Here is a 25,007-nt window from a genome sequence, read left to right on the forward strand (position 1 = left end):
ATACAAATTATGGATTTTATTTTAAGTGCAGTAATCGTATTGGGAGGTATAGCGCTGGTGGCAGCAGTGATACTATACGTATGCTCAAAGAAGTTTGCTGTTTATGAAGACCCGCGTCTTGGCACGGTTCTTGAGGCTTTGCCGGGTGCAAATTGTGGTGGTTGTGGCTATCCCGGCTGTTCCGGTATGGCTGATGCTTTGGTAAAAGCTGCCGATAAAGGATCTCTTGAAGGTCTTAATTGTCCGGTTGGTGGTGCGGAGACCATGGGTAAGGTGGCTGATTTGTTGGGCATGGCAATGGCTAACACCGAACCGATGGTTGCTGTCGTGCGTTGTAACGGAACGTGTGAGTTGCGTCCGAAAACCACGGAATATGGCGGACTGCGTACATGTACGGCAATGAATGCTTGTGGTGCAGGTGAGACAGCATGCGGTTTCGGATGTCTTGGATGCGGTGACTGTGTAAGTGCATGTAAGTTTGATGCAATACACATGAACGAGGAGACTGGTCTGCCGGAGGTGGACGAGGAGAAATGTACATCGTGTGGTGCTTGTGTAAGTGCTTGTCCGCGTCATATCATCGAGTTGCGCAAAAAGGGACCTAAAAACCGTCGTGTATATGTAAGATGTGTAAACAAAGACAAGGGTGCCGTTGCCATGAAGGCATGTAAGGCTGCTTGTATAGGCTGTGGCAAGTGTGCCAAGGAATGTCCGTTCGAGGCAATCACGATAGTAAATAATGTATCTTATATAGATTACAATAAATGTAAGCTCTGTCGTAAGTGCGAGGCTGTATGTCCCACCAATGCGATAGTTGCCGTTAATTTCCCGCCACGTAAACCGAAAGTTGAAGCTCCGGCTACAGGTGAGGAGGTAAAGGCTGAGCCTGCAAAGGCAAGTGTTGAATCAAATAAAAAGGAGACAGAAGCATGAAACTAAGAACGTTCAGAATAGGTGGTGTGCATCCGGAAGAGAACAAACTTACCGATGATGCCGTAACGCAAGTGGCTGCTTTGCCCAAGCAGGCTATATTCCCGCTTTCGCAACATATCGGTGCTCCGGCAAAACCTGTTGTCAAGAAGGGTGACAAGGTAAAGGTCGGCACGATGATAGCCGAGGCGGGAGGCTTTGTTTCCGCTCCGGTTTATTCTTCTGTTTCGGGAACGGTATTTAAGATAGATACGGTTTTTGATGCAACTGGTTATCGCCAGCCGGTCATTATAATTAATGTAGAAGGTGATGAATGGGAAGAGACGATAGACCGTTCGGATAAGCTTGAGACACTTTCCGCACATCCCGAACTCACCCCGGAGGAGATAGTAGAGCGTATAAAGGTTGCCGGTGTTACCGGTATGGGAGGTGCGGGATTCCCTACATTCATCAAACTTTGCCCGCCGCCAACGGCAAAGGCAGAGTGTGTCATAATCAACGGTGTTGAATGCGAACCTTATATTACATCCGATTACAGACTGATGCTTGAGCATGCCGATGAAATTCTTGTAGGTCTTGAGCTTCTTATGAAAGCCTCTAAGGTTACAAAGGGTTATATCGGTATAGAAGAGAACAAGCCTGCTGCAATAAAACTGCTTACAGAGAAGACAGCCGGAAATCCCAATATAGAGATTGTTCCGCTGGCACAAAAATATCCGCAAGGAGGTGAAAAGCAACTTGTAGACGCAGTTATCAGACGTCAGGTTCCGGCTCCTCCCGCCATACCTGTAAACGTTGGAGCTATTGTTCAGAACGTTGGTACGGCATATGCTGTTTATCAGGCTGTTATGAAACGCAAGCCTTTGTTCGAACGTTATACAACCGTTACAGGTAAAAAGCTGAAGAATCCGGGCAACTATCTTGTACGTATGGGTACTCCGATGCGCGACCTGATAGATGTATGCGGCGGTATGCCCGAGGGCGACAACAAGGTGCTTGCAGGCGGTCCGATGATGGGTAAGGCGCTCAATAATATAGATGTGCCTGTATGCAAGGGAACCAACAGTATCACCGTTCTTACCGACGACGATGCCAAGCGCAAGACGCCGCAGCCGTGTATACGCTGTGCAAAGTGTGTAAGCGCATGTCCTATGGGACTTGAACCGTACCTTTTGGCTACGGCTTCTTCTCTCCACGATTGGGACAGGGTAGAGAAAGAAGACATCACATCATGTATAGAGTGCGGCTCATGCCAGTTTACATGTCCGGCACATCGTCCTATGCTTGACAATATCCGTCTTGGAAAGAGCACGGTTATGGGTATAATAAGGGCACGCAATGCAAAGAAATAAGTGTGTGGCTTTAAAAGAAAATCAATAGATTAAAAGTAAAAAAATGAATAAGTTAATAGTATCATTATCTCCACATGCACATGGAAATGACAGCGTAGAACGCAATATGTACGGCGTTATAATTGCGCTGATACCGGCATTGCTTGTTTCTTTCTGGTATTTCGGACTTGGCTCAGTAGTTGTTTGTGCCTCGAGCATCGCTGCATGTGTATTCTTTGAGTGGGCAATAACAAAGTATCTTATGGGCAAGGAACCTTCCATCACTGACGGTTCGGCTATTCTTACGGGATTGTTGCTCGGCTTCAATCTCCCGTCAAATCTTCCTGTATGGATTATTCTTATCGGTGCATTGGTGGCAATAGGAGTGGGCAAGATGTCGTTTGGCGGTCTCGGCTGCAATCCTTTCAACCCGGCACTGGTAGGTCGTTGCTTCCTCCTGGTGTCTTTCCCGGTGCAGATGACATCGTGGCCCGTTACAGGACAGTTGACAAAATATCTTGATGCAGAGACTGCAGCGACACCTCTTAGCATTATGAAGCATGCTATAAAGAGCGGCGACGCTTCTGTATTGGACAAATTGCCCGACTCAATGTCATTGCTTCTTGGCAATCCCGGAGTAAACAACGGTGCCGGTACAATCGGCGAAATCTGTGCCCTGGCGTTGCTTCTCGGTCTGGCATATATGTTGTGGAAGAAGATTATCACATGGCATATCCCTGTAAGTATTCTGGCTACCGTATTTGTTTTCAGCGGTCTGTTGAATGTCGCAAATCCGGTTTATTCCAATCCTGTATCAGTATTGTTCAGCGGTGGTCTTATGCTGGGTGCCATATTCATGGCTACAGACTATGTAACGTCGCCCATGACAGGAAAGGGACAGATTATATATGGTGTATCGATAGGCGTATTGACCGTTGTCATACGTAACTGGGGCGCATATCCGGAAGGCATGTCGTTTGCAATACTGATAATGAACGCATTTACACCATTGATTAATACTTATGTTAAGCCAAAGCGTTTTGGTGAAGTTAAGAAGGAGGCAAAGAAATGAAAAAGTTAGAATCTACGATAACCAACATGGTGCTTGTTCTTGTTGGTGTGGCTCTTATAACAGGAGGTATCCTTGCTTATGTAAACCATGTAACGGAAGGTCCCGTCAAGGCACAGGCAGAGAAAGCTCTTGCCGACGGAATAAAGACCGTTATGGGCGGGGGCGAGCTCACGGTGACAAAGACTGATACCGTTAAGCAGAATATCAACGGCAAGGAAGTTGTCTTTGTTCTCCACCAGACGGAAGACAGCCGGCACAACTATCTGGGTGCGGCGGTAGAAAGTACGACCGGCGGTTTCGGAGGAGATGTCAAGGTGCTTGTAGGTTTCAATGCAGAAGGCGCAGTGCTCGGATACACAATATTGCAGCATGCGGAGACTCCGGGACTTGGTGCAAAAGCCGACCAGTGGTTCCAGAAAGGCGGCAAGGGTGATATCATAGGCAAAAATCCGGCTACCGACAATCTCACGGTGAGCAAGGACGGCGGCAGTGTAGATGCGATAACAGCTTCTACCATTACGAGCCGTGCATTCCTTCTTGCCATAAATCAGGCATATAACGCCTATAAGAACATGCCTGCCGATGCCGATAGCGGTGCAACAAAGCATGTTGAGAAATAATATAAGTCTTAAAGTCTGAGATATAACATCTAAGATTTAACATCTAAAAATAAGATATCAAATGAATTATATAAAGATATTATTTAACGGCATTGTAAAGGAGAACCCTACATTTGTTCTTCTTTTGGGTATGTGCCCTACGCTGGCAACGACAACCTCCGGTCTGAACGGTATGTCCATGGGACTTGCCACCATGTTCGTTCTTATATGTTCGAACATTGTAATCTCGCTGATTAAGAGCATTACTCCCGATAAAGTGCGTATTCCCGTGTTTATAGTTGTCATCGCATCGTTTGTTACAATATTGCAGATGGTGATGCAGGCATTTGTCCCGGAAGTGTATGCAACATTGGGATTGTTCATTCCGCTTATCGTCGTAAACTGTATTATTCTTGGTCGTGCGGAGGCTTTTGCATGTAAGAACGGTCCTGTGGCAAGCCTTTTCGACGGTGTCGGCATAGGTCTTGGCTTTACTCTCGGTCTTACATTGCTCGGTTCGGTGCGCGAGCTTCTCGGTGCCGGTTCACTCTTTGGAGCAGTCTTGTTGCCCGAAACATGCAACATGTTGCTTTTCGTACTGCCTCCGGGAGCATTTATAACACTGGGTTATCTCATTGCAATAGTAAACAAATTTAAGAAAGCATAATTATGGAATACATACTTATATTTATATCGGCGATATTTGTGAATAACATCGTGTTATCACAATTCCTTGGCATTTGTCCGTTCCTTGGCGTATCGCAGAAGGTTTCAACATCGTTGGGAATGGGAGCGGCAGTGGCTTTTGTGCTTACGCTTGCCACAATCGTTACCTATCTTGTGCAGACATATGTGCTTAATGCTTTCGGTCTCGGATATTTGCAGACCATAACATTTATCCTTGTCATTGCCGCCCTTGTGCAGATGGTTGAGATTGTGATGAAGAAGACATCGCCCGCGTTGTATCAGGCTCTGGGTATTTTCCTTCCGCTTATAACGACAAACTGTGCCGTTCTGGGTGTTGCAATCCTTGTTATACAGAAAGAGTTCTCTTTGGTACAGAGTGTAGTATATGCTTTCTCTACGGCAATAGGCTTTGCGTTGGCACTTACCGTTTTTGCAGGTTTGCGCGAGCAGCTGGCAATGGTAAAGGTTCCGAAGGGAATGAGCGGAGTGGCAATCGTCATGGTGACTGCCGGTCTCTTGAGCCTTGCCTTCATGGGCTTCTCCGGTGTTGACGGCGGACTGAAACTTCTGTTCGGACTCGATTGAAATTAATCAGATAAAAGGATGTTGCAATGCTCTTGATATTGTGACATCCTTCTTTTTTATCCAATGAAGTCATATAAACTTTATGAAATTCAATATTTGCCTTTATTTTTGAGGGTGTTTTTGCACTTGAAGAGGGAGTGTAGCGGGCTACTCGACCGATGAAAGGGTAAAAACAGACCAAAAAGAAAGGTGAAGATTGGATTTAGAAGATATAAAAGTTTAATATTTTATTCGTCATAAAAGTTGAGATAACTTCAAATATTCATTTACTACTAATTTTTATTATGAAGAAAACAATATTGGTGACGGGCGGAACCGGTTTTATCGGTTCTCATACCACGGTAGAACTACAGCAGGCGGGGTATGATGTAGTTATTGTAGACAATCTGTCAAACTCCAACGTGCAGGTGCTTGACGGCATTGAGCAGATTACGGGGCAGCGTCCGGCGTTTGAACAAGTGGACTGCTGCAATCTTCCGGACATGGAAAAGGTGTTTGAAAAGTATCCGGGTATATGCGGAATCATACATTTTGCCGCAAGCAAGGCTGTGGGGGAGAGCGTGGAGAAACCGTTGCTGTATTATCGCAACAATCTTACAAGCCTTCTCAATCTGCTTGAGCTTATGCCAAAGTATAATGTCAAAGGCATCATCTTCTCTTCAAGCTGCACCGTCTACGGACAGCCCACGGCAGAGAACCTGCCCGTTACCGAGAACTCTCCTATACAGAAGGCGCTAAGCCCTTACGGCAACACAAAGCAGATAAACGAGGAGATAATAAGCGATTATATATATAGCGGTGCACCTGTAAAGTCGATTATTCTCCGTTATTTCAATCCTATCGGTGCACACCCCTCCGCACTTATAGGCGAGCTGCCTAACGGTGTGCCGATGAACCTCATACCGTTTGTAACCCAGACGGCAATGGGAATACGCGAGCAGCTGAAGATATTCGGCGACGACTACGACACTCCGGACGGTACTTGCATGCGCGACTACATATATGTTGTAGATTTGGCAAAGGCACATGTCAAGGCAATGGAGCGCATCCTGAACGACAGCAGCTCGGAGGCGTTGGAATACTTCAATATCGGTACGGGCAACGGAGTGAGCACTCTCGAGGTTGTCGAGAGCTTTGAGCGCGTAACAGGCGTAAAACTCAACTGGACGTATGCTCCGCGCCGCGAAGGCGATATCGAAAAGATATGGGCAAACCCCGACCGTGCCAACAACGTGCTTGGCTGGAAAGCCGAAGCCGGCTTGGACGAAACGTTGCTTACGGCATGGAAGTGGCAGCAGAGACTGCGCGAGAAAGGAATACAGTGATTTAAAGCTGTGTAGAGCAAACGAATATGACATTATCCGGCACTCAATGAGAAGTGTGTGATAATGTCATATTCGTTTTATTTAGTGCTTTGTGTATAAAGAAGAGTTGCATACATTAACCTTATTCAGGCGTTTTTATTACCGACGGACTTATATCCGATATGTAGGGATATTTCATTACATACTTAAACCGGTGTTACATGTTTTCATCGCATATGCGTTACGTTTCTATCTCATATGCGTTACATTTCTATCTCATATGCGTTACATTTCTATCGCATATACGATACGTTTCTATCTCATATGCGTTACGTTTCTATCTCATATGCGTTACGTTTCCATCTCATATGCGATAGATTCTTATCTCATATGCCGGAGAAACCCGTACAGCATGTTTTAAGTTCTCAAACACCTTCCGGGAGCGGGCAGTACTATAGCAAGGAAAATAAATCCGTTGAATTTACGTCACTTTATGACACTTAGAAGTTTTGAAGAAACGTCGTGAGGTTATCGCCTTTTTCCATCTGCAGTTTCTTGCGCAAGCGATAACGGGCTGTCTCCACGCTGCGCTCGCTGCAATTCATAAGTGAGGCTATTTCCTTTGAACTAAGGTCCATACGCAGGTAGGCGCATAGTTTGCGGTCGTTCATCTTCAACTCGGGATAATGTTCCGTCAACCGCTGCATGAAATTGTCATATACCAGGTTGAAGTTCTCTTCAAACTTCTGCCAGTTCTTGTCGTCGCCCATGTTCATCTCTATGCTTCGCCTTATGTTCTTTATGCGTCGCTGCAGTGCTGTGGCGGGCTCGTTGTGCTTTACGTCCTCGGAGAGTTCGAACATGGATTGGTCTATCTCCTGCAGCATCTCGTTCTTACGCACTAGGTTGATTGTAGAGTCTGCCAATTGTCCCGCCTTCTGCTTGAGGTTAAGGTTTAGTTGCTCGTTGCGCAGCTCTGCCAGCTGCTTGTCTTTCTGCGCCTGCTCCATTTGGAACTCGCGTTCTTGCTCTCGCAGTTGTCTTTCCTTTTCCTTCCTCATCCGCAGCAATTCACGGTCGGCACGTTTTTTCAGGTAGAGTATCAGCATACGAACGGTTAGTACACCTATTATAATATATATAAGGTATGCCCACCACGTCTCGTACCATGCAGGCAAGATGATGATGGTCTGTCGGAACTCGTCGTTCTGCCCCGTCAATCGGTTGTGAGCCTTTACGTGAAACACATATTCGCCCTTGGGCAGATGAGTGTAGTCTGTATAGTTGGCTGTTTGCGGTGTGCTCCAATGTTTGTCGTAGCCCTCTAAGCGGCAGGAGTAGGTAACGGCATTGGGGTCGCGATACTCGGGCATAACGTATTCTATGCGCAGCGAGTTGTTGTCGTGGTCCACACGCACCGCATCACCGTTATTAGACGGAAAGAAAGCCATCAGCAGCGAGTCGCGCTTGTTGGTGCTATAAATGCGTCGTACAAATACTTTCGATTTGTAGCCGACGAATTGTTCTTGACGCGAAGCAACGAAAAAGCCGTCCTGACTGTTTAGCAGTGTCTGATGAGCGGTAAAGCCCGGTCTGCCCACCGGTTGCAGGCGATTTACCATGCCTTTATACGATATGCTGTCGACCTTATACCTGCCGTTCTTCTGTCTTTGTGCAAGTGCCAGATACTTTTCTGTATAAGCCCACAGGTCGCCGTCGGGTGTTTCGTATATGTTCAGTGGAACGCCAAACTTGTTAAAGATGCGGCTCATGCCATTATCTAACGTGAGTTTCCGCTTCTTGGAATCATAGCTGTACAGTCCGTCGACCGTAGAGATGTACGTTCGCCCCTGTATCTTGCAGACTATGTTCAGTTCGTCCACCAGCAGACCGTTGCCTTTGTGGAAGTGTTCCGTGTGTTTGACGTTCTTCAGTTCGTTGTCCAAGACCAAATGATAGATGCCCTTCTGCCAATGTGAAACCCATATACTGCCGTCTGCATCTTCGATGAATTCGCCACTCACTATGGTTTCCAGCGCGAGGCAACAATGGAGAACTTTGGTGGACAGACTGTCAGTTTGGAATTGCTTGACGGTCTGCAAAATATCATGCCATGCGGAGTGCCCAGTGCGTTGCAGCAAGCATCCAGCAATCTGGTTAACGCCTATAAGCAGACACAGTTGGAACCACATACGGGTATGGGACTGTTCTGTCTGAGTGCCATCATCATAGACCGTGCAGAACCCAGTGAGGCATTGCGCACGAATGTGGCATGGCAGACGGGACTCGACAATCCTATACACCTATTGTCATCAACACAGATATCGGCTTTCCGCAAGGGACAGCCATTGACGGAAGAAACTCTCGTCAAGGGAGAAAGTGGAGCATATCTGTTGGGTACAAACATGACGCTTGCCGCCGGAGAGGAGAAATCGTGGACAATCGTGGCAGATGTCATGAAAGACCAGACCGATATAGTGGCACTGAGAGAAGAGTTGCTCAAAGAGAAAGACATGAAAGCCATCTTGGGCAAAGACCAGGAGGAAGCTACAGTACGACTGGTGCAGCTTGTGGCAAAAGCCGACGGCATTCAGGTGACTGCCGATGAGGCACGCACGGCGCGCCACTTCAGTAACACCATGTTCAACATCATGCGTGGCGGTATTCCTCTTGCCGAAGCCACAACCGACAATCCGCTACCATTGGGCTTCAGCCGTCGTCACGGCGACCCCACACGCCCTTGGAACAAGTTCAACATCAACACTACCGACCCCGTTACGGGTAAGCCCGTGCTTGACTATGAAGGCAACTGGCGTGACATCTTCCAGAACTGGGAGGCGTTGGCTGTATCATACCCGTCTCTGTTGAGTGCCATGATAGACAAGTTCTTGAGCTGTTCGACAGCCGATGGATACAATCCTTATCGTGTTACCAAGGCAGGATTTGACTGGGAAACAGAGGATCCGTCAGACCCGTGGTCGTATATCGGCTATTGGGGCGACCATCAGATTATCTACCTGCTGCGCCTTATGGAAGCAGAAGAGGCACATACACCCGGTTGTCTGGCAAAGCGTCTTGACAAGGCAGAATATCCGTTTGCCAATGTGCCTTATCGCATCAAATCATATAAAGAGATATTGCAGACCCCCAAAGACACTCTTTGTTTCGATGCACCGCTTAGCGACAAACTTAAGAAGGAAATGGCAGTGAATGGGGTAGAGGCTGCCCTGTTGAAGAGAGCCGACGGTACAACGGTGAGAGTATCGCTGTTGGAGAAGATATTGGTGTCGCTATTGGCAAAACTGGCGAACTACATTCCTGACGGCGGTATATGGATGAACACTCAGCGTCCGGAGTGGAACGATGCCAATAACGCTTTGGTTGGTGGCGGTCTGTCGGTTGTGACACTGTGCTACCTGCACCGTGCGTTGAAGTTCTATAGCGACATAGTGGCAGCTGCACCAATAACAGAGTTCGCCATTTCAAACGAAGTGAGTACATGGCTTGCCGATACGCATGTAGCTCTCGGACTTACCGATACGCAGGCAGTGATGGACGCCCTTGGTAAGACTGCAGCGGCTTACAGGCAGAAAGTATATGAACATTCGTTTAGCGAAGGCACGGTGAACGTGCAACGTGCAGACGTGCTTGCTTTCCTTGCAGTTGCCCTTAAAACAGTGGCAAAGAGTATACGCCGCAATCGTCGTAGCGACGGACTGTACCATGCCTATAACATCATGGAACTCTCGCAGGGACGCTTTGCCGGTATACGCCGTCTGCCGGAGATGTTGGAAGGTCAGGTTGCCGTGCTCAGTTCGGGAGTGCTGACAGATGCTGAGGCTTTGGCAGTGCTCGATGCCCTTCGTGCCAGCAAACTGTGGCGAGAAGACCAGCAGAGCTATATGCTATATCCCAATAAAGTGCTGCCGGGCTTCCTTGAGAAGAATTGCCTGCCTGCCGATGCACTGGAACGTTCGCCCCTATTGCAGACGATGGTGGCGGAAGGCGACAAGCGACTGGTGAGCAAGGATGTGTGTGGAGACCTGCACTTCAATGGCACGTTCCGCAATGCGTTCGACCTCTTAACAGCCATGAATGGCGCAGGCGTGCCGGCAGCAGAGCAGGAGAAACTGTTGCAACTCTTTGAAGAGACATTCAACCATAAGGCATTCACCGGACGCAGCGGCACGTTCTATGCCTATGAGGGACTGGGCAGCATCTATTGGCACATGGTGTCTAAGTTGCTGGTAGCTACACAAGAGTGTTATTTCCAGGCATTGGATGCAAACGCCCCGGAGACAGAGGCTTTTGCTAAGCACTATCATGCTATTCTCGAAGGCACGGGTATCCATAAGACTTCCGGCGAGTACGGGGCTTTCGCTACCGATGCCTATTCACACACTCCATGGGAAAAAGGTGCGCGTCAGCCGGGTATGACAGGGCAGGTGAAGGAAGACATCCTCTGTCGTTTCGGTGAACTGGGCGTTCGAGTACGTGATGGCAAGGTCTCGTTCCACCCGACCCTTTTGAAAGACAATGAGTTTTTACCCAATGGCACGTTATCGTTCACCTACTGTGGCGCAAAGATTACATATCATAAAGGTGAGAGCAATGGTATGATGTTGTCTGAAGCAGATAGTGCGCACCTTTTTGCACGTCAACTGAACGAGTTGGATATTATAGTATAGACATTCCGAAACTAAAAAATTAATAATTATGAATACTAAAACATTATTGACAATGGCACTTGCAGCATCTTTTTGTGTGCAGAACGCTTTTTCGCAGACCGGCAACATGAAGGTATGGGAAACCAACTCAGCCGGTGACAAGCTTGCAGAGAAGACAGTATTTGCTCGTGCCAAAAAGAAAGTACTTATCGAAGTGAACAGTAAGGAACAGCGTCAGACGCTTGTCGGTATCGGCGGTTCGTTTACAGAGGCTACGTCATCGCTGCTTGCTCGACTGAGCAAACAGAAGCGGCAGGAAGTAATCGACGCCTACTTCGGTCCCTATGGTTCCCGCTACTCTTTGACTCGCACGCATATTGGTTCGTGCGACTTCTCCAAAGGTCAGTACAGCTATGCCGAGCAGGAGGGCGATACACTGCTCGAACACTTCTCCATAGCCCATGATGAGGCTACGTTGTTGCCCCTTATAAAGGATGCGCAGGCGGTTTCGGCTGACGGCTTCCGCATAGTGGCATCGCCTTGGACAGCCCCACGCTGGATGAAGGACAACAAGAACTACATAGGTGGAGTGCTGTTGCCCGAATATCAAAAGGTGTATGCCAACTATCTGGTGAAATATCTTGAGGCCTACAAGGCTAAGGGGGTTGACATCTGGGCTATGACTCCAGTCAACGAGCCTTATGGTAACAACAACAACAGGGAGAGCATGTACTTCGACCCGGGGTACGAGGCTGCCTTTGTGCGCGACTACATGGGACCTGCCTTTGAGCGCGCCGGTTTTGACAATGTGAAGATTCTGGGATACGACCAGAACCGTCTGGATATTCCGAAATGGGTGGATGCAATGTATGCCGATGAGGCTACGTCCAAGTATTTCGACGGTATTGCAGTTCACTGGTATGAGAGTACGGTGGAGTGGTTTCCCGAGATGTTTGCCTACGCCCACGAGAAAGCACCCAACAAACTGATTATTGAAACAGAGGGATGCTGCGATGCCGAGGTGCCTCATTGGAAAGACGATGCCTGGTACTGGGCATGCGAAGGTACCGACTGGGGTTGGGACTGGGCTCCTGAAGAGCAGAAACATCTGCATCCCAAATATGTACCCGTGTTTCGTTATGCTCGCGACATCATCGGTTGTCTGAACAGCTGGGTTGATGGTTGGATTGACTGGAACATGGTGCTCGACCGGCAGGGTGGTCCTTGCTGGGTGCAGAACTGGTGTCTGGCACCGGTCCTTGCCGATCCCGATACTGATGAGGTGTACTTCACACCCATGTTATGCTATATCCCACTTCAGTCGCTTCCTGCGCCCCGGTGCAAAGGTACTGGGTGTGCAGTGTCAAAGCAAAGAGGTTATGGCTACTGCCGTGCGCAACCCTGACGGCACTATTGCCGTTGTGGTGATGAACCAAGGTAACTGTCCTGCAGCACTCGACCTTGTCATTGACGGCAAACACCATAAGCTGACAATTGCCAAAGAGGCAATTCAAACTGTAGTATTGTTATGAAACCAGTAGCCGTTACCACTACACGCCGCCTGAGCATGGGGCAGAAAATTGCCTATGGCTCGGGCAGCCTTACCAATAACCTGTTGCCCGCAGCACTGGCAATATTCATGTTTTTCCTCGTTACGGGGTTTGGCATGGATCCGTTCCTTGCGGGCTTGTTGGGAGGTATCCCACGTTTCTTCGATGCACTGACTGACCCGATCATGGGATACATCTCCGACAACACCCGCACAGGTTGGGGACGTCGGCGTCCGTACATCTTCGTGGGAGCCATTGTCACCGGAATACTCTTTATCTTGTTGTGGCAGATGAGTCCGGAGAACGGACAGACGTTCAACTTCTGGTACTTCCTTGTCATGTCGCTGCTTTATATCACGGGCAACACTATCTTCAGTACACCGTTCATTGGACTGGGCTATGAAATGTCTGACGACTATAACGAGCGCACACGGCTGATGGGTATCACCAACACCATTGGACAAATAGCCTGGATGATAGTGCCTTGGTTCTGGGCACTTATCTCCAATCCAGACTATATCTTTGCCACACAGGTAGAGGGTGTGCGCAAGTTGTCGATTGTGGTGGCTGCCTTGTGTATCGTTACCGGTATCATGCCGGCTCTCTTCTGTAAGGAACCGCCATTGCCCGCAGACATAAAAGAACGTCCGGGCATTACAGCTGCCGGTATATGGAATGTGGGAACGGATGTGTTCCGCAATTTGGGACAGGTGTTCGGCAACGGTCCGTTCCTACGGTTGTGTGTGGCTACATTCCTTGTCTATAACGGTTTCCAGATGGTGGCATCGTTCAGCAACTACATTATCGTCTACTATATGTTTGACGGTGATTATTCGCTGGCAAACAACTGGCTTACATGGGAGTGGGTGCCCACGTTGTTCCGTTCGGCTTCGGCATGTTTTGCCACTGTCAATGCGCTTATCACTGCCTTCATGGTTATACCGGTAGTCACTTGGATGGCAGGCAAGTGGGGTAAGAAGCAGGCATTCATTATTTCCACACTAATCTCTATCGTTGGTTATGTACTGAAATGGTGGGGCTTCAGCCCAGAGAACCCGTGGCTCATGTTTTTGCCGCTGCCGCTCATGTCGTTTGGTATGGGTGGACTTTTCACTCTGATGATGAGTATGACAGCCGACGTGTGCGACCTCGACGAGCTGCGCAACGGTCTGCCGCGCAAGGAGAGCCAATTCGGAGCTATCTACTGGTGGATGGTCAAGATGGGGCAGTCGCTCGCCCTTGTCTTAGGCGGTGCAATCCTCAAGTGGGTGGCTTTTGACCAGAACGCTGCCGTCCAGACTACAGAGACCCTCACACAGCTGCGACTGGCAGATATCATCGTACCTGCCAGCTCTGCTTTTGTTGCAATCTTTGTCATGATTGGTTATAATCTCACAGAGGAAAAGATGAAGGAAATAAAGGCTGCGCTGAAAGTAAAGAGGTAAGACTGTTTGCAAGCGGTGTTGTTAAGCAAAACTCGAAATGGTATAACTATATCGAGGGTGTGTCAGAGTTCACTATAAGAGAAAATGTGAATTCGTAGAATTCACGTTATATTATCCTTTGTCGTATATTTTCTGCATAATGATATATCCACAGTTAAAGTATAGGTAACTTTGATAAAAAGCATAAAGCGGTTGTCTTCACAGATAACCGCTTTACTTTTCAATAGGTATTAGTTTTTAAGGTAAAAAGATTGTTTTCAGGATAACGATGCAAAGATAGGAAACTTTATTTAAAGTACCAAAACATTTACTTACAATATTTTAGATATTTTACTGTGTGGGAGCACAGTTTTTTGGCGAGCGAGAGTATATTGGACGGAGCCGATTTTGTGATATCCCTTATCCGTTTTCTGTCATTTCGGATATAGCCTCGACCATCTCGGGAGCATCTTTGCAACCGAGCATATAATTCTTTCCATCTTTAAGGGTGACAAGGAAGCAGTCTGATGCTTTGCCATAGTAGGCAAAATACTTGCCGAGATCTCTCTCATGGAACCATCCATACCAGCCGAACCAACCACCGCTGCCACAGATCCTCTTTGCGCCCATGGTAGGAGCGCAGAGCCTTACCTCTGAAATGTCTGACAACGGAATGGATTTAATTCGCAGCGGTCTGTTAACGCTAAGATATTCCTTGTTTATCGAAATGGATAAGGGCATAAAGAATAGAGTTGAGAGGAAAAGCAGGATGATGACCGCTCCAAACACACAAACAGCCCATTCGTTATCAGGCTGTTTCAGTATGTAAGCAAACACGCCGCACATCACTGCGGTGGAGATAGCCGAAATAATCTGGCAATATGAACTGAGTTCTACACGCTTTTTCATTGGATGTCTTTAATATAATGGTTGCTTGGTGCTGTGCTGAAAGTCAAACAAGACTTCAACAGACATAGCAAAGATACAGATAAAAGTCGAGAAACTTATTCTTTCTGTAGGAATATTCTCAATCATAAAGCAATTTTCCGACCGTTTTGATGGAGCTGTTAAGCCGGATGTGAAACCTTTATGCGTACAAAATATCCTTATCGACTAATGTCGCGGATTATATGAATATACCTATTATATATATGAATATACCTATTATATATATAGGTATGTGTTACGTTTCTATCTCATATGCGATACGTTTCTATCTCATATGCGATACATTTCTATCTCATATGCGATACGTTTCTATCTCATATGCGATACGTTTCTATCTCATATGCGATACATTTTTATCTCATATGCGTTACGTTTCCATCTCATATGCGATACATTTCCATAGTATATTCCGCAGAAACCCGTATAGCATGTTTTAAGCTCTCATACACCTTCCATGGGTTGTTTGTAATATAACAAGGAACATAAATTCGACGAATTCATGTTTGATAAATATGCAGAGAGATGCCGGTTCGTAAACGGTCTTTTTTCAAAAGGTGGCATTTCGTCTTCTAAAAGGCGGCGTTTTGGCTTGCAAAAGGTGCCCTTCCAAAGCCTGAAAAGTCACCTTTTGCAAAGCTATATGTAACATTTTGATAATTAATGCTTTATCAATCTGTAATGAACGGATGCTTTTTCCTTGTGCCATTGCATGCGGAATGTATATATATGCAAAGTCTCTTTGCCTGTCTTTCATACTGCTTAAAAAGCAGAAGACAAAAGATTTTTATGTAAAAAGTTTGGCAATGAGAGAAAAAATAACTAATTTTGCAGGCGATTTGGAGGTTCCGTAGCTCAGTTGGATTAGAGCAACGCCCTTCTAAGGCGTGGGTCTAGGGTTCGAATCCCTACGGAATCACTGAGCGAATGTCGGGAAAGTCTTGTATGTCAAGGCTTTCCCTTTTGTTTAAAGGCTTTCCGAATGTTTGCGGGTTCATTCCGGGTCATGGCATATCATGGCGTTTATGCTTGATTTGTACGAAATATTCTACCATTATTCTACCGGACATTCTACCGTTATTATATCAAACGTTGACAATTCTTCAGTCCGTCATTCTGGTTGTTCCCCTTAAAGTGATGCCTGCCGTTGAAACTCTGCACACGTTATGGCTGTGGCTATTGCAACGTTGAGGCTCTCGGCTGTCGGTCTTCCTTCAGGGTAGTTTGGTATGAAGAGCCGCCTGTTTATCTTTGCCGCCACTTTGTCGGATATTCCCTTTCCCTCGTTGCCCATGACAATAATCCCGTTGCGTGTCAGAGGCTGCTTGTATATATTCTTGCCGTCAAGAAAGGTGCCGTACACCGGTGTGTTGTCGGGTATGCTGTCGATGAATGTACACATGTCGGTATATACCACGTTTACTCTGGCGATGCTTCCCATTGTTGCCTGTACAACCTTGGGATTGTAAATGTCGGCAGTGTCGTTGCTGCAGAATATGTTTGTGATGCCGAACCAGTCGGCTATTCTTATTATTGTGCCGAGATTTCCGGGGTCTTGTACTCCGTCAAGGGCAAGACACAACTGTCGGGAAAAGTCGGTTGTTGCATTGCTGTTGTCTATAAAGGGGAATATTCCAAGAACTTTCTGCGGATTTTGAAGAAAACTTATTTTTTTCAGTTCGCTGTCGCTTACCACTATCTCTTCGGGGCATGCGGCACGGTTGTTGGTAGCGAACCACTCTTCAGTGGCAATGATGCGCTTTGGCTTGCAGATATGTAGGAGGTCGCCTACAACTTTCGGACCCTCTGCCACAAAAGCCTTTTCATTGTATCGGTTTTTCTTCAGTTCGAGCGAATGTATGTATTTAGCCAGATTTTTACTTATCATGTTGTTTTCGGTTCTTTTGTGAGCAAAAGTACAAAAAATATATTATTTTTGCAACACTAAAAATGATGAGATAAGTGACAAGAGTGCTTCTGAACATTATACGCCGAACCGTTGTGGTAGTCGCAGTTGTTGTGATGACATCCTGCTCGGCATCCAGATTTATTCCCGAAGGCATGTATATGCTCGACAAGGTGGAGCTTGAGATCGACAACAAGGCTGTTGACGTGTCGTTGCTTGAGCCATATATACGTCAGAAAGAAAATTCCAAGTGGTTCTCGGCATTGAAAGTTCCGCTTGGTACATACGCCCTTGCCGGTGCCGATACAACCAAATGGATAAACCGTACGTTGCGCAAGATGGGTGAAAGTCCTGTTGTTTATGACACATTGCAGGCACAACTGACCTGTGATGATTTGTCCATTGCAGTGGGGAATATGGGATATCTTAATGCGAAAGTGGATGTAGAGACAAGGTTGAAGGGCAAGAACAAGTTGTCTCTGATATACCATGTTACAACAGGCAAGCCTTTTTTCGTACATTCAATACGCCATGATATTCAGGATGACAGTATCGCGGCATTCTTGAAGAACGTCGGGAATTACGGTAGCAAACTCAGGGACGGAAAGCTTTTTAACGTGAATGAGCTTGATGAAGAACGTAAGCTGATAACATCGTTGCTGATGGATAACGGGTATTATCATTTTAACAAGGACTTCATAACTTTTTCCGTAGACTCGGCAAGAGGATCGCAGCTTCTTGACGTGACAATGCACATTCATAAATACCGTGAAGACAACAATTCTTCCGCGATGTTGCATCCCCGCTATTCTATACGCAGCGTGAACTTTTCCGGAGGTGACGACGGTGGAACTCATTTGAGAAACAGCGTATTGAAAGAGAACACTTGGATAGAGGAGGGGAGGCTCTTCAGTTCGCGCGACTTGCAAAGAACATACAACAGTTTCGGTAAGTTGCCGGCGGTTAAATATACGAGTATAAGATTTCAGGAAGTTCCGGACACGGATATGCTTGACTGCAACATACATGTAAGCACCAACAAGCCTAACAGCATAAGTTTTCAACCGGAAGGAACCAATACCGCCGGTGACTTTGGTGCAGCAGTGTCCGTTATGTATGAGAACAGGAATATGTTCAGAGGCGCCGAGACTTTCAGCGTAAGGCTGCGTGGAGCTTTTGAGGCTATAACTGGGCTTGAGGGGTATCAAAACCAGGATTATGAAGAGTATAGTGTTGAGTCTAAGTTGTCTTTTCCGCGATTTGTAGCTCCTTTTCTTCGTTCGTCTTTCCGCAAGAACTCTTCTGCTTCGTCTGAGTTGGCGGTGAGTTATAATATGCAGAACAGACCAGAGTTTCATCGGCGTGTGTTCTCTTCGGCATGGCGTTATCGTTGGAGCAATCTTAAACGTACAAAAAGTTATAAGTTCGACTTGATTGATCTCAATTACATCTATATGCCATGGATCTCGTCCACGTTCAAGGAAGAGTATCTTGACAATGCCGGTAACCGCAATGCTATATTGAGATATAACTATGAAGACCTGTTTATAATGAAGATAGGTTTCGGATATTCTTATACGGGAGACGGCGAGGCATGCAGGATAAATGTAGAGACAGCAGGCAATGTCTTGAACGGGCTGTCGCGCATTGCAGACTTTTCGCGCAACGGTGACGGACAGTACACCTTATTTAATATAGCGTACGCACAGTATGTAAAGGCAGATTTTGACTATACGAAAGTCATCAAGACAGGGGCGTTGTCCAATATCGCATTTCACATCGGTATTGGTGTGGCTTATCCTTATGGCAACAGTTCCGTGCTGCCTTTTGAGAAAAGATATTTTTCCGGAGGTGCAAACTCGGTGAGAGGCTGGAATGTAAGAGGATTGGGACCGGGTAGATTTCGTGGAGTGGACGGTGCCATTGATTTCATCAATCAGACCGGTGATGTCAAGCTCGATTTGAACATGGAATACCGTGTGCCGCTTTTCTGGAAGATATATGGTGCCGCTTTTGTAGATGCCGGTAACATCTGGACTCTCCGTAAATATGAGGAGCAGCCGGGAGGAGAGTTTGATTTCGGTGAGTTCTACAAGCAGATAGCCGTGGCTTACGGTATCGGATTAAGACTGAACTTCGATTATTTCATATTGCGTTTCGATATGGGTATGAAAGCCATAAACCCTGCTTACGAAACGCGTGATGAGCATTATGCAATAGTGCATCCTAAGTTCAGTCGCGACTCGGCTTTCCATTTCGCAGTGGGATTACCTTTTTAACACGCCATTTGCCGTTGTTCTTTATAAGCATGATACGGCATTCCGACTTGTTTGTTATCTTCCCCGTTTCACCGATGTTTTCCTTTACGTAATAGTCGTTTACTACACATTCGGCTTCGGCACAACTGTCGTTTACGAGTACGATGTCTCCCGCTTCGCATGTTGCTGCCGTCTCTTTGTCGCGCAGTGATGTGATGTCTTCTTCGTTGATGTTGGTGGCAACGTAGCTTATTGTCTTTTTCATGTCTTCCGTACACAATTTTACCGCATCGTTAAAACGGTAGTTGAAATAACTGTACGAGAAGTCACTGACAACGGATTTAATGGTTTCCGTCTCGTCGTTACCATTTGTCCTTAACTTGTTGCATGACAGTACGGCTGTAAGTGATAAAAGGAAAAGTATTAAAAAATGATATTTAAATTTCATATTAAAACATTAAAAAAATCGCACAAAGGTAACAAAAAACTTTGGTGTTGTTTTCTTTTATATTTACTTTTGCATTTAAAATCCGATAAAATGCTTAAATTTATATCTTTCGGAAGTGGAAGTTGCGGTAATTGTTATTACCTGTATACGGAAACAGAAGGACTCTTAATAGACTCAGGAATAGGTATCAGGACATTAAAGAAGTTTTTTCATGATTATGGTTGCAACCTTGGTGATGTTGACAATATACTTGTCACACACGACCATGCCGACCATGTCAAGGCTGTAGGTTGCCTGAGCCAGGATTACAATATACCTGTTTATGCCACAGACGAGGTGCATAAAGGCATAGCGTGTAATTATTGCGTACGTAAGAAAGTAATTCCAGATAATATCAGATATATACTTAAAGGTGAGACGTTCGGTCTCGGCTCATTTTCCGTTACACCGTTTGATGTGCCCCATGACAGTCGTGATAATGTAGGTTATAAGATAACTTACGGCGATACGGTTTTCTGTCTTATAACCGATGTGGGACATGTTACTCCCGAGATAGAGAAACATATAGGCGAGGCAGACTATCTGGTGATTGAAGCAAATCATGATGAGGAAATGTTGCTTAACGGTGCTTATCCAAGGCATCTTAAACTGCGGGTGAGCGGTCCGGACGGACATCTCAGCAATAAATCATGTGCAGAAGCTATTGCCCGCAGTGCCACCGATAGGCTTAAGCACGTGTGGCTCTGTCATTTAAGTCAGGAAAACAATCATCCGGAACTGGCGCGCAAGACAGTGGAAATGGTACTTGGTGCAAACGGAATAGCCGTGGGATGCGATTTCTCACTTGATATATTAAAGAGGAAAACCCCTACAGGGATTTTTGAATTGAAATAATTTTATATTACAACAGGTATGATGAATACAATTACAAGAAAACTTTTCCTGTCGGCTGCATTTATGATGTGTGTAAATGCCAATGCACAGATAAATTTGGGCGATATATTGAATAAAGTGAAAGAAACGGTAGAAGCTAAAGGCAATACCGGTGATAATAAAGACGGAGGTTTGCTTTCTTCCCTTACAGGTGTTTTCTCTAAAAATAAGATAGCGACCAAAGAACTTGTCATAGGTACATGGGTATATGAAGAACCGGCAGTTGTGTTCAAAAGCGACAATCTTCTTAAGAAAGCCGGTGGCAAGTTTGCTTCTTCTCTGATAGAAAAGAAGTTGCAGGAAAGACTTGAGAAGTACGGTTTTAAGAAAGGTGATGTCACCATGAGTTTCGACAAGAACGGAAATTTCGAACAGAAACTTCGTGGAAAGTCATTGAAGGGAACCTATACCATTGAAGACAAGAATATTATATTGAAATATGCAGGCAAGGTTTCACAGTTCGTCGGTACTACGCAGATAGACGGAGATTGCCTTCTTATAGTAATGGATGCGTCTAAACTGCTCAAATATGTCAATGCTTTGGGCAAGTATTCCAATGATTCGAGGTTGAAGGCGGCGACATCTCTGCTTGGAAGCATGGACGGAATGGAATGCGGGCTGTTGCTTAAGAAACAGAAATAGACGTTGTAAAATTATATGCTTTAGATGTTGTTTTATGAAAATAAGTTAAAAAGCATGTCGTTTTCACCTTTTATATGCTCCACTACAGATAAAAATAACTAATTTTGCACCGCTATTATGGATTAGTAGCACAATTCAAACCTAAAAATTAATAATTATTTAAAATGGCAACAAAAATCAGATTACAGCGCGGCGGTCGTAAAGGATATGCTTTTTACAGCATAGTGATCGCTGACGTAAGAGCACCACGTGATGGTAAATTTACTGAAAAGATTGGTACTTACAATCCTAACACCAATCCTGCCACAGTAGATTTGGATTTTGACAGAGCTCTTTATTGGGTGGAAACAGGTGCGCAGCCTACAGACACGGCACGCAACATCCTTAAGAGTGAGGGCGTTTACTTGATGAAGCACTTGCGCGGTGGTGTGAAGAAAGGCGCCTTTGACGAGGCTGCAGCACAGAGCAAGTTCGATGCATGGAAAGCAGACAAGGTAAAAGGCTTGGACACTCTCCGCGAGAACGAGGCTAAAGCAAAGAAGGAAGCTTATGCTAAGAACCTTGAAGCAGAGAAGAAAATGAATGAGGCAATAGCCAAGAAAGTTGCAGAGAAGAAAGCTGCCGAGGCAGCGGCTGCAGCTCCTGCTGAAGAGGGTGTAACGGATGCAGCTGAGGATACAGCAGTAGAGGCTTAATAAATCCTTACTCAAAATTGAGAAAGGACAGTGTCGTAAATGAAACACCCCCCGGAAGTTGGACTGGTTAAACATTATCCGGTTCAACTTCCGGGGGGGTGTTTCATTTACGACATTGTCCTACATTTAATAAGCGTTTGATTAAAAACAGACACAGAATCATATAAACAGGTGTGTTATATATGTATACTGTGCTTTCAATGTGTCTCTTTTTTTTAAAGGGAGGGGCAAGGTGTAATTCATATAATTTACGTTATAATATAACGTATGTTCGATGAATTCACGTTAATTTATAAATTGTCAATTATTCATTATTTTGCGCTTTTTCCTTTCTTTTTGATTTTTCATAACCCCGAAATACTGCGATGTTCAGAAAAAAGAAGCTTGTTGGAGTGAAATAACGCCAAAATTCGTGTGCAGACATAATGCATTTGATATCAATGGGTTAAGTGTAAAAGTGAGAAAATGTGCATCATTCGGGATAATAAAGTTGCCTGATTACTATGCGAAAGTTGCCTAATTACGTTCCAAAAGCAGCCATTTTACCCTGCAAAATGCGGCATTTCAGGCGCTAAAGGCACGTTTTTTACTCTCTTTTGGACGTACTTTTAGCAAAAAACGCACGCCTTTTCATCATTTACGACCGCTCTTAACAACTTTTAAAACGTAGAACGCGACTTTCAGATGACGGTTTTGAAATGACAAAATGACACGAAAATTTAATTTAACGTGAATTCAATGAATTCAAAATAACACTATAAAATACAACAATTTTCGCTAATCACAAAACTATCAGACAATTAAAATTCATCGAATTCACGGTAATGAAGTTATCTAAACTTTTATGAGATTCAATATTTGCCTTTATTTTTTGAGGGTGTTTTTGCACTTGAAGAGGGAGTGTAGCGGGCTGCTCGACCTATGAAAAGGTAAAAACAAATCAAAAAGAAAGGTAAAGATTGGATTTAGAAGATATAAAAGTTTAAGATTTTTATTCGTCATAAAAGTTTAGATGACTTCAATATATAAAACTTGCAAAAGCCAAAAGTTTCTTAAAATATGTATCGGCGGTGCTTTTTTAATATTATTTAGTTGCTAATTTTCGGCTGTCATTTATTATTATTGTATTTTTGCGTCCAAAATTCAGAACTAAAAAAGTATAATTATGGCAGAATCTATAGACATTCGCGAACTGAACATAAGAATAGAGCAGCAAAGCGCCTTTATAACAAGTTTGGTCAATGGCATGAGAAACGTCATTGTTGGGCAGAAACACCTTATAGACTCTTTGCTGATAGGTATGCTTAGCGACGGGCATATTCTGCTTGAAGGTGTGCCGGGACTTGCAAAGACATTGGCAATCAAGACCTTGGCACAACTCATAGACTTGGACTACAGCCGCATACAGTTTACGCCGGATCTTCTTCCTGCCGATGTTATCGGTACGATGGTCTATTCACAGAAGGACGAAAACTTCCAGGTGAAGAAAGGACCGGTATTTGCCAACTTCATTCTGGCAGACGAAATAAACCGTGCACCGGCGAAAGTGCAGAGTGCATTGCTCGAAGCCATGCAGGAACATCAGACCACTATCGGCAACAATACCTTTGAGTTGCCTGTTCCTTTCCTTGTTATGGCTACGCAGAACCCTATTGAGCAGGAAGGCACATATCCGCTTCCGGAAGCGCAGATGGACCGTTTCATGTTGAAAGTCATAATAGACTATCCCACATTGGAAGAGGAAAAACTCATTATACGTCAGAACCTTGGCGGAACTTTCAATATTCCCGCGCCTGTAACCACAGCACAGGAAATCATCAAGGCACGTGAGATTGTGCGTATGGTCTATATCGACGAGAAGATAGAGCAATATATTGCCGACATCGTATTTGCCACCCGCTATCCGGAACGCTATGGACTGGAGGATCTTAAGGATATGATATCTTTCGGCGGAAGTCCGCGTGCCAGCATCAATCTTGCCAAGGCAGCCCGTGCATACGCCTTCATAAAGCATCGCGGATATGTGGTGCCTGAAGACATACGCGCCGTTGCACATGATGTGTTGCGTCATCGTATAGGACTTTCTTACGAGGCAGAGGCAAATAATGTTTCGAGTGAAGAGATAATAAGCCGGATAATAAACAAAGTGGAGGTTCCTTAATGGATACTTCGGATATATTGAAAAAGGTCCGTAAAATCGAGATAAAGACCCGCCGGCTGAGCAACAACATCTTTGCCGGTCAGTATCACTCGGCTTTTAAGGGGCGCGGTATGGCATTCTCGGAAGTGCGCGAATACCAGTATGGCGATGATGTGCGTGACATAGACTGGAATGTCACGGCGCGTTTTCATAAGCCCTACGTAAAGGTGTTCGAAGAGGAGCGCGAGCTGACAGTGATGCTTCTTATTGATGTCAGCGGCTCTCTTGATTTCGGTACATCAGGACGGTTGAAGAAAGATGTTGTGACAGAACTTGCCGCAACGTTGGCTTTCAGTGCCATACAGAATAACGACAAGATTGGAGTTATCTTCTTTTCAGACCGTATAGAGAAATATATCCCGCCCAAGAAAGGCAAAACGCACATTCTATATATCATTCGCGAGATGCTCGATTTCAGTCCGCAGAGCCGGAAAACCGACATCAACAAAGCATTGGAGTTCCTTCTGAGGGTGGCAAAACGCAAGTGTACCACTTTCCTCATCAGCGACTTTTATGCCCGCAACGATTTTAAAGACGCGATAACCATCTGTAACCGCAAGCACGACCTTGTGGCAATACAGGTGTATGACAAAAGTGCGAAAGAGCTTCCTAATATAGGACTGATGAAGGTTGTGGACGCCGAGACAGGTCATGAAATGTTTATAGACACCGGAAGCCGGCGACTGAGACAGGCACATGCACAGTATTGGGCAGACCGTCAGGCAGCCCTGAAAGATATTTTCAACAAAAGTAACACCGACAACATCTCCGTTGCTACAGACGGAGACTTTGTCAAACCGCTGTTACAGTTGTTTGCTATGAGGAGCTGAA

The 25,007-nt window shown here is 45.5% G+C and carries 22 protein-coding genes and 1 tRNA gene; 18 read left to right on the forward strand and 5 right to left on the reverse strand.

The genetic code is table 11. The features are described 5' to 3' along the window. The first annotated feature begins 9 nt into the window (after positions 1 to 9). The 7 genes from HPS54_RS04170 to galE all read left to right on the forward strand — a co-directional run bounded on the left by HPS54_RS04170 (position 10) and on the right by galE (position 6,529). Positions 10 to 933: a Fe-S cluster domain-containing protein gene (locus HPS54_RS04170; RefSeq protein ID WP_172344216.1), complete on the forward strand. Its 924-nt coding sequence runs from the start codon at positions 10 to 12 to the stop codon at positions 931 to 933. Beyond that, on the forward strand, positions 930 to 2,282 hold the full coding sequence (rsxC, locus tag HPS54_RS04175) for an electron transport complex subunit RsxC (protein WP_172344217.1): 1,353 nt from the start codon (positions 930 to 932) through the stop codon (positions 2,280 to 2,282). Before HPS54_RS04170 ends, rsxC begins: the two co-directional genes overlap by 4 nt. A gap of 43 nt (positions 2,283 to 2,325) precedes the next feature. Continuing rightward, positions 2,326 to 3,333, forward strand: a complete 1,008-nt coding sequence (locus HPS54_RS04180; RefSeq protein ID WP_172344218.1) for an RnfABCDGE type electron transport complex subunit D — start codon at positions 2,326 to 2,328, stop codon at positions 3,331 to 3,333. Further along, positions 3,330 to 3,953 carry an RnfABCDGE type electron transport complex subunit G gene (locus HPS54_RS04185; RefSeq protein ID WP_172344219.1) on the forward strand — a complete coding sequence of 208 codons (624 nt, stop codon included), beginning with the start codon at positions 3,330 to 3,332 and terminating at the stop codon, positions 3,951 to 3,953. Before HPS54_RS04180 ends, HPS54_RS04185 begins: the two co-directional genes overlap by 4 nt. Positions 3,954 to 4,014: 61 nt before the next feature. Then, a complete protein-coding gene (rsxE, locus tag HPS54_RS04190) occupies positions 4,015 to 4,599 on the forward strand; it encodes an electron transport complex subunit RsxE (protein WP_172344220.1) in 585 nt (194 codons plus the stop codon). Between the two features lie 2 nt (positions 4,600 to 4,601). Continuing rightward, positions 4,602 to 5,204, forward strand: coding sequence for an electron transport complex subunit RsxA (gene rsxA / locus HPS54_RS04195; protein ID WP_172344221.1), 603 nt, complete (start codon positions 4,602 to 4,604; stop codon positions 5,202 to 5,204). A 284-nt stretch (positions 5,205 to 5,488) separates the two neighbouring features. Further along, a complete protein-coding gene (gene galE / locus HPS54_RS04200) occupies positions 5,489 to 6,529 on the forward strand; it encodes a UDP-glucose 4-epimerase GalE (protein ID WP_172344222.1) in 1,041 nt (346 codons plus the stop codon). A gap of 479 nt (positions 6,530 to 7,008) precedes the next feature. Here the strand turns inward: galE and HPS54_RS13025 are convergent, their stop codons facing one another. Continuing rightward, entirely contained in the window at positions 7,009 to 8,532 is a 1,524-nt protein-coding gene (locus HPS54_RS13025; RefSeq protein WP_172344223.1) for a triple tyrosine motif-containing protein, read from the reverse strand. 24 nt (positions 8,533 to 8,556) lie between these two features. Here HPS54_RS13025 and HPS54_RS04210 point away from each other — a divergent pair, with 24 nt between their 5' ends. From HPS54_RS04210 to HPS54_RS04220, 4 genes are read left to right on the forward strand one after another with little or no spacing between them, the layout of a single operon-like run. Next, a complete protein-coding gene (locus tag HPS54_RS04210; protein WP_172344224.1) occupies positions 8,557 to 11,196 on the forward strand; it encodes a hypothetical protein in 2,640 nt (879 codons plus the stop codon). Positions 11,197 to 11,224: 28 nt separating this feature from the next. Then, positions 11,225 to 12,580, forward strand: a complete 1,356-nt coding sequence (locus HPS54_RS04215; RefSeq protein WP_216653028.1) for a glycoside hydrolase family 30 protein — start codon at positions 11,225 to 11,227, stop codon at positions 12,578 to 12,580. Then, positions 12,555 to 12,707 (forward strand): glycoside hydrolase family 30 beta sandwich domain-containing protein, encoded by a 153-nt coding sequence (locus tag HPS54_RS12825; RefSeq protein WP_253951928.1) that lies wholly within the window; start codon positions 12,555 to 12,557, stop codon positions 12,705 to 12,707. Before HPS54_RS04215 ends, HPS54_RS12825 begins: the two co-directional genes overlap by 26 nt. Next, the gene (locus tag HPS54_RS04220) at positions 12,704 to 14,170 is read left to right on the forward strand and encodes an MFS transporter (protein ID WP_172344225.1); all 1,467 of its coding nucleotides are present in this window, start codon (positions 12,704 to 12,706) and stop codon (positions 14,168 to 14,170) included. The genes HPS54_RS12825 and HPS54_RS04220 overlap by 4 nt, the downstream gene beginning before the upstream one ends. A gap of 399 nt (positions 14,171 to 14,569) precedes the next feature. On the opposite strand, the gene HPS54_RS04225 is transcribed toward HPS54_RS04220, so the two are convergent. Together HPS54_RS04225 and HPS54_RS04230 are read right to left on the reverse strand one after the other, a co-directional pair. Next, positions 14,570 to 15,058, reverse strand: coding sequence for a PH domain-containing protein (locus HPS54_RS04225; protein ID WP_172344226.1), 489 nt, complete (start codon positions 15,056 to 15,058; stop codon positions 14,570 to 14,572). 586 nt (positions 15,059 to 15,644) lie between these two features. Beyond that, positions 15,645 to 15,851: a hypothetical protein gene (locus HPS54_RS04230; RefSeq protein ID WP_172344227.1), complete on the reverse strand. Its 207-nt coding sequence runs from the start codon at positions 15,849 to 15,851 to the stop codon at positions 15,645 to 15,647. A gap of 87 nt (positions 15,852 to 15,938) precedes the next feature. On the opposite strand from HPS54_RS04230, the gene HPS54_RS04235 reads away from it, so the two are divergent. Next, a tRNA-Arg gene (locus HPS54_RS04235) sits at positions 15,939 to 16,013 on the forward strand. A 210-nt stretch (positions 16,014 to 16,223) separates the two neighbouring features. Here HPS54_RS04235 and HPS54_RS04240 read toward each other — a convergent pair. After that, on the reverse strand, positions 16,224 to 16,982 hold the full coding sequence (locus HPS54_RS04240) for an RNA methyltransferase (protein WP_172344228.1): 759 nt from the start codon (positions 16,980 to 16,982) through the stop codon (positions 16,224 to 16,226). Between the two features lie 134 nt (positions 16,983 to 17,116). Between HPS54_RS04240 and tamL the strand changes: the two genes are divergently transcribed. Continuing rightward, positions 17,117 to 19,279 carry a translocation and assembly module lipoprotein TamL gene (gene tamL, locus HPS54_RS04245; RefSeq protein WP_172344274.1) on the forward strand — a complete coding sequence of 721 codons (2,163 nt, stop codon included), beginning with the start codon at positions 17,117 to 17,119 and terminating at the stop codon, positions 19,277 to 19,279. On the opposite strand, the gene HPS54_RS04250 is transcribed toward tamL, so the two are convergent. Continuing rightward, on the reverse strand, positions 19,233 to 19,706 hold the full coding sequence (locus tag HPS54_RS04250; RefSeq protein ID WP_172344229.1) for a hypothetical protein: 474 nt from the start codon (positions 19,704 to 19,706) through the stop codon (positions 19,233 to 19,235). The genes tamL and HPS54_RS04250 overlap by 47 nt on opposite strands. 90 nt (positions 19,707 to 19,796) lie before the next feature. Between HPS54_RS04250 and HPS54_RS04255 the strand changes: the two genes are divergently transcribed. The 5 genes from HPS54_RS04255 to HPS54_RS04275 all read left to right on the forward strand — a co-directional run bounded on the left by HPS54_RS04255 (position 19,797) and on the right by HPS54_RS04275 (position 25,006). Continuing rightward, entirely contained in the window at positions 19,797 to 20,600 is an 804-nt protein-coding gene (locus HPS54_RS04255) for an MBL fold metallo-hydrolase (protein ID WP_172344230.1), read from the forward strand. 18 nt (positions 20,601 to 20,618) lie between these two features. Then, positions 20,619 to 21,281, forward strand: coding sequence for a lipocalin-like domain-containing protein (locus HPS54_RS04260; RefSeq protein ID WP_172344231.1), 663 nt, complete (start codon positions 20,619 to 20,621; stop codon positions 21,279 to 21,281). A 164-nt stretch (positions 21,282 to 21,445) separates the two neighbouring features. Then, on the forward strand, positions 21,446 to 21,976 hold the full coding sequence (locus HPS54_RS04265) for a 30S ribosomal protein S16 (RefSeq protein ID WP_172344232.1): 531 nt from the start codon (positions 21,446 to 21,448) through the stop codon (positions 21,974 to 21,976). A gap of 1,165 nt (positions 21,977 to 23,141) precedes the next feature. Further along, entirely contained in the window at positions 23,142 to 24,137 is a 996-nt protein-coding gene (locus tag HPS54_RS04270) for an AAA family ATPase (protein WP_172344233.1), read from the forward strand. Next, the gene (locus tag HPS54_RS04275) at positions 24,137 to 25,006 is read left to right on the forward strand and encodes a DUF58 domain-containing protein (protein ID WP_172344234.1); all 870 of its coding nucleotides are present in this window, start codon (positions 24,137 to 24,139) and stop codon (positions 25,004 to 25,006) included. The genes HPS54_RS04270 and HPS54_RS04275 overlap by 1 nt, the downstream gene beginning before the upstream one ends. Position 25,007 lies beyond the last annotated feature (1 nt).

The organism is Xylanibacter caecicola, assembly GCF_013166515.1.
In the GTDB taxonomy this organism is placed as follows: domain Bacteria; phylum Bacteroidota; class Bacteroidia; order Bacteroidales; family Bacteroidaceae; genus Prevotella; species Prevotella caecicola.